The sequence below is a fragment of the Pseudoleptotrichia goodfellowii genome (assembly GCF_007990505.1).
GTDB classification, from domain to species: Bacteria; Fusobacteriota; Fusobacteriia; order Fusobacteriales; family Leptotrichiaceae; genus Pseudoleptotrichia; species Pseudoleptotrichia goodfellowii.
Window position 1 is genome coordinate 978,234 of sequence record NZ_AP019822.1, and the last position, 14,947, is coordinate 993,180.

The 14,947-nt window shown below is 32.4% G+C and carries 15 protein-coding genes and 1 riboswitch; of the genes, 14 read left to right on the top strand and 1 reads right to left on the bottom strand.

The genetic code is table 11. The features are described from left to right. The first annotated feature begins 159 nt into the window (after positions 1-159). The 14 genes from FVE72_RS04920 to FVE72_RS04985 all read left to right on the top strand — a co-directional run bounded on the left by FVE72_RS04920 (position 160) and on the right by FVE72_RS04985 (position 12,838). Entirely contained in the window at positions 160-714 is a 555-nt protein-coding gene (locus FVE72_RS04920) for a DJ-1 family glyoxalase III (protein ID WP_026737486.1), read from the top strand. Between the two features lie 388 nt (positions 715-1,102). After that, positions 1,103-1,528, top strand: a complete 426-nt coding sequence (gene mraZ, locus FVE72_RS04925) for a division/cell wall cluster transcriptional repressor MraZ (RefSeq protein ID WP_006806325.1) — start codon at positions 1,103-1,105, stop codon at positions 1,526-1,528. A 27-nt stretch (positions 1,529-1,555) separates the two neighbouring features. After that, positions 1,556-2,479 (top strand): 16S rRNA (cytosine(1402)-N(4))-methyltransferase RsmH, encoded by a 924-nt coding sequence (rsmH, locus tag FVE72_RS04930; RefSeq protein WP_026737487.1) that lies wholly within the window; start codon positions 1,556-1,558, stop codon positions 2,477-2,479. Positions 2,480-2,482: 3 nt separating this feature from the next. Continuing rightward, positions 2,483-2,902: a hypothetical protein gene (locus tag FVE72_RS04935; RefSeq protein WP_051411748.1), complete on the top strand. Its 420-nt coding sequence runs from the start codon at positions 2,483-2,485 to the stop codon at positions 2,900-2,902. A 285-nt stretch (positions 2,903-3,187) separates the two neighbouring features. Then, positions 3,188-3,499 carry a F0F1 ATP synthase subunit B family protein gene (locus tag FVE72_RS04940; protein ID WP_006806323.1) on the top strand — a complete coding sequence of 104 codons (312 nt, stop codon included), beginning with the start codon at positions 3,188-3,190 and terminating at the stop codon, positions 3,497-3,499. A 3-nt stretch (positions 3,500-3,502) separates the two neighbouring features. Further along, a complete protein-coding gene (locus FVE72_RS04945) occupies positions 3,503-5,455 on the top strand; it encodes a V-type ATP synthase subunit I (RefSeq protein ID WP_026737488.1) in 1,953 nt (650 codons plus the stop codon). A 56-nt stretch (positions 5,456-5,511) separates the two neighbouring features. Then, positions 5,512-6,015: a V-type ATP synthase subunit K gene (locus tag FVE72_RS04950; protein ID WP_051411749.1), complete on the top strand. Its 504-nt coding sequence runs from the start codon at positions 5,512-5,514 to the stop codon at positions 6,013-6,015. Between the two features lie 70 nt (positions 6,016-6,085). Next, positions 6,086-6,640, top strand: a complete 555-nt coding sequence (locus tag FVE72_RS04955) for a V-type ATP synthase subunit E (protein ID WP_026737490.1) — start codon at positions 6,086-6,088, stop codon at positions 6,638-6,640. Between the two features lie 20 nt (positions 6,641-6,660). After that, entirely contained in the window at positions 6,661-7,662 is a 1,002-nt protein-coding gene (locus FVE72_RS04960; protein ID WP_026737491.1) for a V-type ATP synthase subunit C, read from the top strand. After that, positions 7,655-7,963 carry a V-type ATP synthase subunit F gene (locus FVE72_RS04965; protein WP_026737492.1) on the top strand — a complete coding sequence of 103 codons (309 nt, stop codon included), beginning with the start codon at positions 7,655-7,657 and terminating at the stop codon, positions 7,961-7,963. The genes FVE72_RS04960 and FVE72_RS04965 overlap by 8 nt, the downstream gene beginning before the upstream one ends. A gap of 48 nt (positions 7,964-8,011) precedes the next feature. Next, positions 8,012-9,784 (top strand): V-type ATP synthase subunit A, encoded by a 1,773-nt coding sequence (locus FVE72_RS04970; protein ID WP_026737493.1) that lies wholly within the window; start codon positions 8,012-8,014, stop codon positions 9,782-9,784. Beyond that, positions 9,777-11,156, top strand: a complete 1,380-nt coding sequence (locus FVE72_RS04975) for a V-type ATP synthase subunit B (protein WP_006807310.1) — start codon at positions 9,777-9,779, stop codon at positions 11,154-11,156. The genes FVE72_RS04970 and FVE72_RS04975 overlap by 8 nt, the downstream gene beginning before the upstream one ends. A 2-nt stretch (positions 11,157-11,158) precedes the next feature. Further along, complete coding sequence (locus tag FVE72_RS04980) at positions 11,159-11,803, top strand: V-type ATP synthase subunit D (protein WP_026737494.1); 645 nt, start codon at positions 11,159-11,161, stop codon at positions 11,801-11,803. A 222-nt stretch (positions 11,804-12,025) separates the two neighbouring features. Next, entirely contained in the window at positions 12,026-12,838 is an 813-nt protein-coding gene (locus FVE72_RS04985; protein ID WP_026737495.1) for a Cof-type HAD-IIB family hydrolase, read from the top strand. 136 nt (positions 12,839-12,974) lie between these two features. Here the strand turns inward: FVE72_RS04985 and FVE72_RS04990 are convergent, their stop codons facing one another. Beyond that, positions 12,975-14,402, bottom strand: a complete 1,428-nt coding sequence (locus FVE72_RS04990) for a C69 family dipeptidase (protein ID WP_026737496.1) — start codon at positions 14,400-14,402, stop codon at positions 12,975-12,977. A 268-nt stretch (positions 14,403-14,670) separates the two neighbouring features. After that, positions 14,671-14,804, top strand: a riboswitch (cobalamin riboswitch). Positions 14,805-14,947: the final 143 nt, after the last annotated feature.

Here is a 14,947-nt window from a genome sequence, read left to right on the forward strand (position 1 = left end):
ATCTGAAGGCTGATTTTTTTGTTTTTCCGACATTAAAATTTTAGTCGATTAGTTTTTGTTGATTTTTTTGAGAAAAGTAGGATAATTCTTATCTTATTTTAAGTTTTCTTTGTTATAATAAAACACGATAATTTATATAAAAATAAGGGAGGAATATATATGGATCATAAAGTTGTGTTATTTTTAGTTGAAGGATTTGAAGAAATTGAAGCAATGGCACCGATTGACTTAATGAGAAGAGCAGGAATAACAGTGGATACAATTTCTATCACAAAAGAAAAGAATGTTATAAGTTCGAGGGGAGTAACAGTTCTCACTGATAAAATAATAGATGAAATAAATTTTGAAGAATATGAAATGATAGTTTTACCGGGAGGTCCGGGAACTGATAATTATATGAAATCGGATAAATTGAGAGAAAAATTGAAAGAATTTTCTATTGAGAAAAAAGTTGGGGCAATATGTGCAGCTCCTACAATATTATCAGCATTGGGATTATTGAAAGGCAAAAAAGCGGTATGCTTTCCTTCATGTGAAAGTGAAATAATAAAAGACGGTGCAATTTTGGAAGTAAAAAATGTAGTAAAAGATGGAAATATCATAACAGGAAGAGCTGCAGGAACAGCAATTGACTTTGCTTTGGAGATAATAAAAGAACTGGTTGGAGAAGAGAAAGCTGAAAAGATTGCGAGTCAGATAGTATATAAATCATAAACAAAAATTATCCGAGAATAATTAAAACATAAATAATTTATATCTTTTAAAAAACACAATATATTGTGTTTTTTTTTATTTGCTCTCCCATATAATACAAAAAAATAAAAAACACTTGTTAGAAAAAGATATCAAAGAAAAAAATAATTGAAAATTTTAAAAAATAAGGTTATATTATAGAAGTGGTAAAAAGTGGAGAAAAGTGGTAAAGAGTGGAAAAGTTGTTAAAAACGTTGAAAATACTAGCTAAATAAAACACTGGAAGAAAGATTAGGGAAAAAGTAAAGAAAAAATTAGGAAAGATTATGAAATTTAAAAGGTTAGAAAAAAATTAGGTTGAAAATTAAGGAAGTTATTAAAAAAGTTATTTAAGGAAAAGGTGGCTACTATGTTTATGGGAGAGTTTTCCTGTAAGGTAGATAACAAAGGCAGACTTATGCTGCCCGTTAAATTCAGAGAACAGCTGGGTGAAGGGGAATTTGTTATTACCAGAGGGTTGGACAATTGTATAGATTTGTTTCCCATAGAAGAATGGGAGCACAGAATGGAAAAGCTGAAACAGTTGAAAACTACAAACAGTAATCATAGAGCCTATCAGCGTTTTATATTATCGGCAGCCACAAAATTAACTTTAGACAGTCAGGGGCGTTTAAATTTACCTTCATCTCTTATAGGACATGCAGAAATTTCTAAAAATGCCACTGTAATGGGAAGTGATGATCATATAGAAATATGGTCTGAAGAAAAATGGAACGACTATATTAATCAAAAAAGCGGAATTATTGAAGATATAGTTGACGGAATGGATTTTTAAATTATTTGGTAAAGAAAGGAGCTTAAAGTGGAGTATCATAAACCGGTTTTATTTGATGAAGTTATGGAAAATATAATAACAAAAGAAAAAGCAATTTATGTTGATTGCACTTTGGGCGGAGGCGGTCATACCGAAGGGATTTTAAAAAGTTCCTCTGACGATTCTAAAGTTATTGCCATAGATCAGGACATTGAAGCAATTAATTTTGCAAAAAAAAGACTGGAAAATTACGGAAATAAAATGGAAATTTTTCAGGATAATTTCAGAAATATTGATACTGTAGTATATTTTGCAGGATTTAATAAAGTAGACAGAATACTTATGGATATAGGAGTTTCGTCAAATCAGCTGGATAATATTGAAAGGGGTTTTTCCTATAAATATGAAGCTAAGCTTGATATGAGAATGAATAAGGAACTTTCTGTAAGTGCTTATGATGTAGTAAATAAATTTGCCGAAAAAGAAATAGCCGATATTATATATAAATACGGAGAAGAACCGAAATCGAGAAAAATAGCGAAAAACATAGTGGAATACAGAAAAAATAAAAATATAGAAACGACTGTCGAATTGTCGGATATAGTCATAAAATCAATCGGAAAGAGTATGAAAAAGCATCCTTCCAAAAGAACTTTTCAAGCGATAAGAATATTTGTGAATAAAGAACTTGAAGTTTTAGAGGAAGCGTTGGATAAAGCAGTTAATTTGTTAAATAAAGGCGGGAAGCTGCTTGTGATAACTTTTCATTCTCTTGAAGACAGAATGGTAAAAGAGAAATTCAGAAAATATGAAAATCCGTGCGTATGTCCGCCGGAATTGCCGGTTTGTGTATGCAAAAAAGAAAGTTTAGGAAAAATTGTTACGAAAAAGCCTATTACAGCAAAAAATGAGGAATTGGAGATAAATAATAGAGCTCATTCGGCAAAACTGAGAATATTTGAAAGGAGTTAGAACATGAATAAGAAAAAATTACAAATGATAGAATTTCCAAGTATTTCACATACAATAAAAAAATATGACAACTTTCAAAACGAAGTAATAATCACTGTTCCCCGAAGAGTTCAACCGAAAGTAAAGAAAAGAACCGTTGTTAAAGTAAAAGGATGCAGTATTCCTGCTGTTGTTGCGGCATTTATTTATGTTGTACTGATTGTATCAATGTTAATGGGAAGAATGTGGATGACATACACTGTTTCCAATTTAGGTATTGAAAAAACAAATGTTGAAAATAAATTGAACGAATTGAAAAAAGAAGTTGATACCCTTGAAAATACTTATATATCGAATTTTGATTTGAAACAGGTAGAGGAAAAATCAAAGGAATTAGGTTTTGTGCCGAATAATGATATGAAGTATGTTAAAATAAATAATTAGAGTTATTTTCTATGGTTTTATTCCCGTATTATTTAAGACGTGCTGTTTTTAGAAATACGGGAATTTTTTTGAAAACTGAAATTTTTTATATTTTAGCTATTCAAAAATCAAATAGCAAGATAAAAAAAGCGTTGACACGAGAAAATAAAAGTGATAGAATAAAAAATGACTTGTGGGTCATTTTGAAATAAAAATTTAAGAAAGCAAAAAAACGAAAATGTGGTATAATTATAACGTATAGGTTAATTTGCTGCAAACAAAATTCTGAAAAAGGAGGAAATAAATTTGGCAAAAGAAGTATTGGAAAAAATTAAAAGTACTGAAAAAGAAGCTGATGAAATTATTATAAAAGCTAATGAAAATGCTAAAAACATCTTGAAAGATATTGATAAAAAAATAAAAGATGACAGTGAAAAAATAATTTTTGATGCTCAACAGGAAATTAAAGAGCAGGAAGAGAAAACAGTAGAAGAAGTCAATAAAGATGTCGAGTTTCTTCTGAATAAAGAAAGAGAAAGCCTGAAAAGCATTTTGGATATTGATGAAGGCAAAATGAATGAAATAGTGAATTTATTAGCAGAGAGGATTGTGAAATAAATAATGGCAATAGTTAAAATGAGTAAGTTTAATTTAATTGCTTTCGACTCCCAAAGAGCTAAAATCTTAAAAGGACTTCAAAAATTTAAAGAAGTCAGTTTTATTGATATTAATGAAGATGATAATGAAGAAGAAATCCTGAATAGAGTTTTCGATAATGAAGAGTTGACTAAAATTGAAGAAAGACTTTATTCTGTTGATTATTCGATTAAGTTGCTGAAAAGATATCAGGTGATTAAAAAAGATATAAAGTTAATGATGAAAGGTAATGATAATTATACCTTTGAGGAGTTGGCTAAAAAAGCGGCTGTGTATGACTGGAAAGAAATATGTCGGAAACTGAAAAAATTAGGCTCAAATCTGGATGAAGTACGTTCGAAAATATCTAAAAAATATGGTGAACTTGAAAGTGTATCTTTATGGAAAAGACTGGATGTGAATCCTGAGGCACTGAAAAATCTTAAAACGGTGGACACTTATTTGGGAACAGTACCTTTTAAATTAAAAAATGATTTTATTTCCAAAATAAGTGAACTTGATAAAACTTATTATGAAGAGTTGAGAGTTACGAAAGATGATGTTTATTATCTGGTTATATCCGATAAAAGTGAATCTGAAAAAGAAAAACTTGCTGAAACTTTTAGAGATACGAGTTTTGTTGTAACAGATATTAAACTGGATGCAGTGCCTGAAGAACAGATGAATGTACTTAAAAAAGAAATTCAGGAACTTAAAGATGAAAAGCATGCTTTAAAAGATGAAATAAAAAGCTATGACGAAGAGTTGAGTAGCTTGGAAGCCGTTTATGAATATCTGAAAAATAAGAAGTTGAGAATTACCGAAACGGAGAAAATGGCTAAAACTGAAAATACATGTATATTAAGAGGCTGGATTCCTACAGGAAGAAAAGAGGAATTTGAAAAAACAGTAAAGGAAATAACACACGGAAATTATTATACGGAATTTGAAGAAGCCGACTTGGAAGATGAGAAAGTTCCGATAAAATTGAAAAACGGAAAAATTGTAAGTGCATTTGAGAATTTGACTGAAATGTATGCTTTACCTAAATATAACGAAATAGATCCTACACCTTTGTTTACACCGTTTTATATAGTGTTCTTCGGAATGATGGGTGCAGATGTCGGATACGGACTGATTCTTTTATTAGGAACGTTGTTTACCTTAAAATTTGTAAATTTGAATAAAAAAATGAAACTTATGGTACAATTTTTCTTTTATTTAAGTTTCTCAGTAATAATATGGGGATTCTTATATGGCTCATATTTCGGTGCCGAAATGCCAGGAATGTGGCGGTTGATAAATCCTGCCAATGAATTTCAGAAACTGTTAATAGGATCGATGATATTTGGATTGATACATTTATTTTTCGGACTTGCGATTAAGGCATACTTGCTGTTTAAGGCAAAAAAACCTTTAGATGCTCTGTATGACGTAGGTTTCTGGTATATGGCTCTTGCAGGAGGAATAGTTTATCTTGTATTCTCTTTGATGAAACTCTCCCCTGTCGTTACAAATATATCTATGTGGATAATGATTGTAGGGATGATAGGAATAGTACTTACAGGAGGAAGAGAAGCTAAAAGTATCGGAGGGAAATTGGGAGGAGGACTTTACAGTCTTTACGGAATTTCAGGATATGTAGGAGATTTTGTGTCTTATTCAAGACTTATGGCTTTGGGATTATCAGGAGGATTTATTGCACAGTCAATGAATATGATAGCACAAATGCTAGGAGGTTCTATATACGGATTGGTTTTTGTACCTGTAATACTTGTGGTAGGACATTTGTTTAATCTGTTCCTCGCATTCTTAGGAGCTTATGTGCATACTTCAAGACTTATATACGTGGAATTTTTCGGTAAATTTTACGAAGGCGGAGGTAAAGCTTTTAAAAATTTCAGAACAGAAAGTAAATATATAAATTTGGAAGATTAGTAAAATTAATAATTTTTGTTAAAAAATAAAATAAAAATAAATTTTAGGAGGAAAAAATGAATTCATCAACATTACTTGTAAATTTATCAACATTGTTCGGAGAACAGAGCGGACTTATTTTTGCAGCTTTAGGAGCAGCAATAGCAGTATTTTTATCAGGTGTAGGATCTGCAAAAGGAGTAGGAATAGTCGGAGAAGTAGCAGCGGGACTTATGGCTGAAGAGCCTGAAAAATTCGGGAAATCATTAGTATTGCAATTATTGCCGGGAACACAAGGATTATACGGATTTGTTATTGGACTTATGGTATTGGGAAGACTTAAACCTGATATGGGTATCGGTGAAGGATTATACATATTTATGGCTTGTTTACCTATCGCAGTGGCAGGATACGGTTCTGCAATAGCTCAAGGTAGAGTTGCAGCTTCAGGAATAAGTTTACTTGCTAAAAATGAAGAACAATCAACAAAAGGTATAATTTATGCCGTAATGGTTGAAACTTATGCGTTATTGGCATTTGTCGTATCAATTATGCTTTTGTCGGGAGTATCATTTAAATAAAAATTATCTGAAGATGGTATACGACACAGGAAAAAGCAATAAAATAAGTTTAAGTTAAGGATGTGAAATAATGTCTAATTTGGATAATTTAACATCAAAAATTATAAATGATGCTAAAGAAAAAGCAGCTGAAATCGAGCAGAAAGCAAAAGAAACAGCTGAAGAAAAATATAAATCCGGTATGAAAAAAGCTGAGGAGAAAAAAGAAAGAATTTTGGAAACAGGAAAAAGAGAGAGGGAACTTCTTTCTGAAAGAATGAAATCCGGAGCAAATCTGAAAGCCAGAGATGATAAGCTGAAAGCGAAACAGGAGGCAATAGATAAAGTAATACTGAGATTGAAAGAAAAACTTGTAAATATGAGTGAAAGAGAATATCTTGATTATATTTCCAAAAATATAGATGTTTCTTCATTTAATCAAAATAAAAAGTTAATAGTGAAAAAAGAATACGTAAATAAAGTAAAAGAAAGATTTCCGAATATTAAAGTCGAGGAGAACGAATTTGTAAATTCCGGATTTATAATTGAAGAAAACGGAATTCAGGAAAACTATACTTTTGAAGTTAAACTGGATTTTATGAGAGACGAATTGGAAGTTGAAATTTCAAAATTGCTCTTTTCATAATAATATAAGGGAGAAAGTGCATGAATAGAATGGATTACGGACGAAGTGTCGTAACTGTAAGAGTGTTGGAAAAAAGGCTTTTAACTAAAAATAAACTGGAAAGAATGATAGAAGCCGAAACTCCCGATGAAGTATTGAAATTGTTGGGAGAAACGGAATATTCCCAAAATATGACCGATATTGATAACAGTCGGGATTATGAAAAAATATTGAAAAGAGAAACTGAAAGAGTATTTTCACTGGTAAGAGACATGTCTAAAGACAGTGAAATAGTCGATATTTTGTCTTTAAAATATGATTATCATAATTTAAAAGTATTGCTTAGAGGAAGAATGGCAGGAAAAGATTTTTCAAATTTGCTGATAGATGCTGGAACTGTAAAAGCGGGAAGAATGAAATCGGATTTTGAAACAAAAAGTTACGATGATTTGCCGAAAGAGTTTGTAGCTGTAATCAATGAGGCTGAAAAAGATTTTTCTGAAAATAAAGATCCTCAAAGAATAGATATAATAGCCGATAAATATTATTATTCTCATTTGTTGAGAATTGCAAACAGCATAGATACGGAAATATTGAGGGATTATGTCCAGGGACTTATAGATTTTCAGAATATAATAACTTTGTTAAGAGTAAAAAAACAAAACAGAGATTTTAAATTTTTGGAAAATGTAATACATGACGGAGGAAAAATTTCCAGAGAAAAAATAATTTCTTCTTTGAATGACAGTCCGGAAGGTATAGCAAATAAATTTAAAAAAGAAAAAATAGGTGTTTATTTGACAAAAGGAATGGAAGTTTTCGGAGAAAACGGAAGACTTTCGGAATTGGAAAAAATAGCGGATAATTATCTGCTTGAGCTTAATAAGGAATCAAAATATATTGTATTCGGCCCTGAGCCTTTATTTACTTATCTTGTAGCAAAAGAAAGAGAAATAAATGCTGTAAGAATGATAATGGTAAGTAAAATTAACAATATAAATTCCGAAAAAGTAAAAGAAAGGCTGCGTGATACATATGCATAAAATCGGTGTTGTGGGTGATAAAGATTCAATATTGGCATTTAGAGCGTTGGGTGTAGATGTATATCCTGCAGTCGGAAAAGAAGAAGCAAGAAAAATAATAGATAAACTGGCGAGTGATAAATACGGAATTATATTCGTAACCGAACAGATTGCTCAGCTTGTGGAAGAAACTATTGAAAGATATAACAGAGATTTGATTCCTGCGATAATATTGATTCCGAATAATCAGGGAAGTCTGGGAACAGGAATCCAAAAAATAAATGATTATGTAGAAAAAGCAATAGGTTCAAATATATTTTAAAACTTGAAATCAAGACTTCAAATACTTGGAGAAAGAAGGAGATGTTCATTGAAAGTAGGAAAAATTATAAAGGTTTCAGGACCTCTTGTAGTTGCAGAGGGAATGGACGAAGCAAATGTTTATGATGTCGTAAGAGTTTCCGATAATAAATTGATAGGTGAAATAATAGAAATGAGAGGCGACAAGGCGTCTATTCAGGTTTATGAAGAAACTGTAGGAATAGGACCGGGAGAACCTGTATACTCCACAGGAGAGCCTTTGAGTGTGGAACTCGGACCGGGACTTTTGGAAGCGATGTTTGACGGTATACAAAGACCGTTAAAAGAGTTTCAGGAAGTTGCGGGAGATTATTTGAATAAAGGAGTAGAAGTTCCGTCTTTAAACAGAGAGAAAAAATGGGATTTTGAACCTGTTATGAAAGTCGGAGATAAAGTGGAAGCCGGAGATATAATAGGAACAGTTCAGGAAACTTCGGTTATAAGCCATAAAATTATGATACCTCTCGGAATAAGCGGGAAAATAAAATCCATCGAAAAAGGAAGTTTTACTGTTACAGATACTGTAGCAGTAGTAGAAACCGACAAAGGCGATGTAAATATTCAGATGATGCAGAAATGGCCTGTGCGTAGAGGTAGAAAATACAAACAGAAATTAAATCCTGAGGCTCCTTTGATTACAGGACAAAGAGTAATAGATACATTTTTCCCTGTAACAAAAGGAGGAACTGCCTGTGTGCCGGGACCGTTCGGATCGGGAAAAACGGTAGTACAGCATCAGCTTGCAAAATGGGCAGATGCACAGATAATAGTATATGTAGGATGCGGAGAACGTGGAAACGAGATGACGGACGTTCTTATGGAATTTCCTGAAATAATAGATCCTAATACAGGACAGTCATTGATGAAAAGAACGGTGCTTATAGCAAATACTTCAAATATGCCGGTTGCCGCAAGGGAAGCAAGTATATATACCGGAATAACTATTGCAGAATATTTCAGGGATATGGGATATTCGGTAGCGATAATGGCCGATTCTACATCAAGATGGGCAGAAGCTCTTCGTGAAATGTCAGGACGTCTGGAAGAAATGCCGGGAGATGAAGGATACCCTGCTTATTTGGGATCGAGAGCGGCAGACTTTTATGAAAGATCGGGTAAAGTAGTATGTCTGGGAGCTGACAACAGAGAAGGAGCGTTGACGGTAATAGGTGCGGTTTCGCCTCCGGGAGGGGATATTTCCGAGCCTGTATCACAGGCTACACTTAGAATAGTTAAAGTGTTCTGGGGACTTGATGCGAACCTTGCTTACAGAAGACACTTCCCGGCTATTAACTGGTTAAATTCATATTCACTGTATCAGACAAAAGTAGACGGATGGATGGATAAAAATATAGGACCTGAATTTTCCCAAAACAGACAAAGAGCAATGGCACTGTTACAGGAAGAATCAAGTTTACAGGAAATAGTAAGACTGGTAGGTAGAGATACTTTATCGGAAAAAGATCAGTTAAAACTTGAAGTAGCAAAATCTATAAGAGAAGATTATTTGCAACAGAATGCCTTTATGGAATCGGATACTTATACTTCATTGGCAAAACAGGACAAAATGTTGGCTCTTGTGTTGAAATTTTACGATGAAGGACTGAGAGGACTTGATTCGAGAGTTTATTTAAAAGAAGTTTCCGAAATGCCTGTAAGAGAAAAAATAGCGAGAGCAAAATATCTCCCTGAAGAAGAATTGAACAAAATAGATGATATTTCCGAAGAAATAACAAAAGAAATCGACAACCTTATAAGTGAGGGAGGTATATCTAATGCTTAAAGAATATAAAACAATTACCGAAATAGTCGGTCCTTTGATGATAGTTGAAGGAGTCGAAGGTGTAAAATATGAAGAACTTGTGGAAATCGAAACTCAAACGGGAGAACTTAGACGTGGAAGAGTATTGGAAGTAAACGGCGACAAAGCTATGGTTCAGTTGTTTGAAAGTTCTGCAGGGATAAACTTGAAAGATACAAAAGTCAGATTTTTAGGAAAACCTTTATCATTGGGGGTCTCTGAAGATATGATAGGAAGAATATTTGATGGATTGGGAAGACCGAAAGACAACGGTCCGAAAATCATACCCGAAAAAAGTTTGGATATAAACGGAGTGGCGATAAATCCTGTTGCGAGAGATTATCCGTCGGAATTTATTCAAACCGGAGTTTCTTCCATTGACGGATTGAATACGTTGGTTAGAGGACAAAAATTGCCTATATTTTCAGGATCAGGACTTCCTCATGCGGAACTTGCAGCACAGATAGCAAGACAAGCGAGAGTTTTAGGATCGGGATCAAAATTTGCGGTAGTTTTCGGAGCTATAGGAATTACTTTTGAGGAAGCTCAGTTCTTTATTGATGATTTTACTAAAACAGGTGCGATAGACAGAGCTGTATTGTTTATGAACCTTGCAGATGACCCTGCAATAGAAAGGATAGCAACTCCGAGAATGGCTCTTACATGTGCTGAATATCTTGCTTTTGAAAAAGGAATGCATGTACTTGTAATTCTTACGGACTTGACTAACTACTGTGAAGCACTTCGTGAAGTGTCTGCAGCTAGAAAAGAAGTGCCGGGAAGACGTGGATATCCGGGATACCTTTATACAGATTTGTCTACGATTTATGAAAGAGCGGGAAAAATAAAAGGAAAAGAAGGATCAATAACTCAGATACCTATACTTACAATGCCTGAAGATGATAAAACTCATCCGATTCCTGATTTGACAGGATATATAACAGAAGGACAGATAATATTGTCGAGAGATTTGTATAAACAGAATCTGATGCCGCCTGTGGATGTTTTGCCGTCGCTTTCGAGATTGAAAGATAAAGGGATAGGAAAAAATAAAACGAGAGAAGACCATGCCGATACAATGAACCAGTTGTTTGCTGCTTATGCCACAGGAAAAGAAGCGAAAGAATTGGCTGTAATATTGGGAGAATCTGCATTGTCCGATACGGATAAAGCATTTGTAAAATTTACGACTGCTTTTGAAGATCAGTATGTAGCTCAAGGTTTTGAAAAAAACAGAACGATAGAAGAAACGTTGAATTTAGGATGGGAACTGTTAAAAATATTGCCTAGAACAGAGTTGAAAAGAATCAGGGATGAATATTTGGAAAAATATTTACCTTCAGGAGATGAATAATTATGGCAAAATTAAATATAAATCCTACCCGAATGGAGCTGACAAAGCTTAAAATAAGGCTGAAAACTGCAGTCAGAGGGCATAAACTTCTCAAAGACAAGCAGGACGAACTGATGAGACAGTTTATAGACATGATAAAAATGAATAAAAAACTTCGTGAAGAAGTCGAAGGGAAAATACAGGATTCATTCAAGGATTTCTTACTTGCAAGAGGAGTAATGTCCGATGAAATGCTTGAAAATGCTATTATTTATTCAAATGAGGAAATAGGAGTGGAAATTAAGAAAAAAAATATAATGAGTGTCCACGTGCCTCAAATGAATTTTATAAAAAATAGTGAAGGAAAGTCTGCTTCTATATATCCTTACGGATATGCTCAGACATCAGCCGATTTGGATGATGCTATTGACGGATTAAGTAAAGTAATGGATAAGTTGCTCGAATTGGCTGAAGTGGAAAAGGCATGTCAGCTTATGGCAGATGAAGTCGAAAAGACAAGACGCCGTGTAAATGCGTTGGAATACATGACAATACCGCAACTTCAGGAAACAATAAGATTTATCCAGATGAAACTTGACGAAAATGAGCGTGGAAGTATCACAAGACTTATGAAAGTCAAAGATATGATGGCTAAGAAAGAAGCATAAAATTAATAATTTTGTATAAAAAGTAATTTTAATTAAATCGATTATTCTGTCGATTATAACCGATAAAATTATAAAGAAATAATTTTTGTCGATTATAGTCGACAGTTTTTGTAAAAAGTACTTTTTTATCGAGTATAAATGTATTGAATTATACTTTTTCTTTTAAAAAGTAAAATCATATGATATACTGAACTGAAATAATAAAAAAGAGGAGTAAATCTTATGATTAAATTAATAGCTTTGGATATGGACGGAACATTGTTAAATAACAATAAACATATTGTGGAAGCACAGAAAAAAGCAATAAAAAGGGCAGCTCAGGAAGGAATAAAAATTGTATTATGCACGGGACGTCCTTTATTCGGAGTAGAACCACTGTATAAAGAACTTGATTTTGATGAGGAAGAATATGTAATTCTGAATAACGGCTGTGAAATAAGAGAAACTAAAAACTGGAGTCTGGTTGATTCTCACACTTTAACGAAAGAAGAAATTATTGATCTATATAATTTCGGTAAAGGATATAATTTTGATTTTACTTTATTTGATGAGAAACATTATTTTTGTGTAGGAAAGCCTAACGAATATACTGTACGTGACGGAAATTTCGTGTATGTTCCTATTACGGAAATTGATTTGGAAGAAGCAGTAAGCGGAAAATATACTATATTTAAAGGTATGTATGTGGGAGATCCCGAAGAAGTTGACAGATTTCAGAAAAATATCCCTGAAAACATGAAAAAATTATATGAATTTGTCAGAAGTCAGGTAAGTATTTTGGAAGCAATGCCTTTAGGAGTGAATAAAGGAACAGCCTTAAAAGATTTTGCCAATCGTTTGGGAATTGATAAAAGTGAAGTTATGGCTTTAGGTGATGGAAATAATGACATAGAAATGCTTGAATATGCAGGTTTCGGAATAGCAATGGCAAACGGAACAGAAGCTGCAAAAAAAGCTGCAAAATTTATTACTGATACAAATGAAAATGATGGTGTCGCAAAAGCAATTTACAAATATGTATTTAATGAGAATTAATTCAAATGATATTTTTTATTTTAAAATACTCCCGCTAACACAGTAAAAACTGTAAATAACGGGAGTATTATTATATAAGGAAAGAAAATTTGCTTTTTATATATTCACAAGAATCTTTTATGGATTCTTTTGAATTTTATTTACTTTTCAATAATTTTTCTTGAGATTTTACCATATTAAAAGCTTCTTTTCCATTTTTCAATGCAAGTTCAGTTGCAAATTTTTGAGCTTCTTTAGGTGACATTTTAGCAATTTTTTTATCTATTTGGGCTTGTTCAGCAATTTTTTTATTTTCATAACTTTTGATTTTGCTTAAAAAGTCATTTTGTGATTTAGAGTCCGATTTATCAAGAATATCGTTTACATTATCAGCTACCCAGTAAAAAGAATTTTCGTTATATTTTGTGTCGGCATTGTGGTAAGAACTGTCTGTAGCAGTTATATTTCCATAGTAAGGAACATAAGGAGAAAATTTAGGAGCTGCCATAGTCAGCCACATAACTCCACCGATTTCATTAGGAAGAGTTCCTTTTATTTGGAAAATATGAGATTCCATAGTGTTAATGTTGCCTATAGGATATTTGTATCCTTCTTTTCCTTTGTCGGCTTTGGAAAGTTCAGGCTTGTATCCTAAACCTTCAAAACGATTTCTCAATGTTTTCATAACATCCTGTAAGGATATTTTTTTATTTGTTGATTGTAAAAAATCATATCTTTCATCGTTATAAGTAATTTTTGAATCAGGATTTAATGATAATATTCCTGAAAACTGTCTGGAACGGTCTCTATCCTCAAAAGGTGGAGCATAAGATTTTGTCAAATGGATTTTGCCGTTTTCAGCTATATATGTTCCTGCTTTTTTAGCAACATTTTCAATATCTTCAGAAGCGACAACATTTTTTTTGTCATTCAAATCTACAGTTCCCAAGAAAAAAGTGTTAGGGAAAACCGAAAATTTGTCATCAGGATATTTTATGGCAACAAACTGATGACCTGAATAAATTTCTATATACCAAAGCTCATTTTTGTCGGCAATTACCAAAGTATTTCCTTCAGCAGCACCTTGTGTTTTAATAATTTGTGCCAAGTGCATAACACCTTCTCTTGCAGTTTTTACATAAGGTAATACAACTGAAGTGAGAGCCGATTCTGCAAGACCGTTTTCAACATAAGGATCTATTTTCTGTATTTTTTCATTAGCTTTAGCAGATACTGTAGCATCAACTATAACTCCGTATTCATTGAAGCCTGCTTCGTCAAATATTCCGTCTTTTGGAGTAACATCAGGAAGGGCAGTATATTTGAAACTTTCTGCCGGTAATTTATAGATAAATCCGTTACTTTCATCTTTAAATACATCTCCTGATTTATTTTTCTTTCTTTCGTGAACTACGAATGTTTTATTATGGTCAGGTTCCAAATCCTCATTTCTTCCGAATATAAAGCTACCGTCAGTTGTCAGATTTTTACCGACGATAATTCCTGTACATGCAAAAATGTAAACTGAAATTTGTGTCATTAAGACAATTAAAATAAGAAAAAATAATGTTTTTTTAGTTTTCATCTTTTCATCTCCTGTCATTTATTTGATATTATTTTTCTAATTAAAGTATAATTTGAAAAAAAAATTAGTAAGGAAAATTTTCCTTTATTTTTTTGTATATCCGATAATTTTGTGAAAAACTTTTAAATTTTGTCTATTTTTTCAAGATTTTGTTTCATCTGTATTTCCTTTTTTATTTGAGCTTAATATATGTTCAAACTATTGAAAAAAGAAAAAATAATGATATAATTCCCTAAATTAAAATTATTATTTTGCAATAAATAAAAATTAAGCTTGATATTATTATGACTGATTTGAAAAAATCGAGAGGTAGAGAAGCAGGTGGAATTCCTGGACTGTCCCGCAACCGTGAAAAAATATTTTATTTTAAGTCGGATAACTATCCATAATAAATTTTCATTAAATTGACTGCGGTAGACGGTTAAATGGAATTTCAAAAGCTCTTAAGTTATAAGTGTTTTTTAGAACCGTTTGTTTATTCTGTCAAACAGTTCTTTTTTTATGAAAAAGTATAATTTTTAAGGAAGTAAAATAATAAAAAATAA

Bases quoted from the DNA above. Each gene is read 5' to 3' on its own strand.
- FVE72_RS04920 (WP_026737486.1), top strand. From the start codon at position 160: ATGGATCATAAAGTTGTGTTATTTTTAGTTGAAGGATTTGAAGAAATT.
- mraZ (WP_006806325.1), top strand. From the start codon at position 1,103: ATGTTTATGGGAGAGTTTTCCTGTAAGGTAGATAACAAAGGCAGACTT.
- FVE72_RS04935 (WP_051411748.1), top strand. From the start codon at position 2,483: ATGAATAAGAAAAAATTACAAATGATAGAATTTCCAAGTATTTCACAT.
- FVE72_RS04945 (WP_026737488.1), top strand. From the start codon at position 3,503: ATGGCAATAGTTAAAATGAGTAAGTTTAATTTAATTGCTTTCGACTCC.
- FVE72_RS04950 (WP_051411749.1), top strand. From the start codon at position 5,512: ATGAATTCATCAACATTACTTGTAAATTTATCAACATTGTTCGGAGAA.
- FVE72_RS04955 (WP_026737490.1), top strand. From the start codon at position 6,086: ATGTCTAATTTGGATAATTTAACATCAAAAATTATAAATGATGCTAAA.
- FVE72_RS04960 (WP_026737491.1), top strand. From the start codon at position 6,661: ATGAATAGAATGGATTACGGACGAAGTGTCGTAACTGTAAGAGTGTTG.
- FVE72_RS04965 (WP_026737492.1), top strand. From the start codon at position 7,655: ATGCATAAAATCGGTGTTGTGGGTGATAAAGATTCAATATTGGCATTT.
- FVE72_RS04975 (WP_006807310.1), top strand. From the start codon at position 9,777: ATGCTTAAAGAATATAAAACAATTACCGAAATAGTCGGTCCTTTGATG.
- FVE72_RS04980 (WP_026737494.1), top strand. From the start codon at position 11,159: ATGGCAAAATTAAATATAAATCCTACCCGAATGGAGCTGACAAAGCTT.
- FVE72_RS04985 (WP_026737495.1), top strand. From the start codon at position 12,026: ATGATTAAATTAATAGCTTTGGATATGGACGGAACATTGTTAAATAAC.
- FVE72_RS04990 (WP_026737496.1), bottom strand. From the start codon at position 14,402: ATGAAAACTAAAAAAACATTATTTTTTCTTATTTTAATTGTCTTAATG.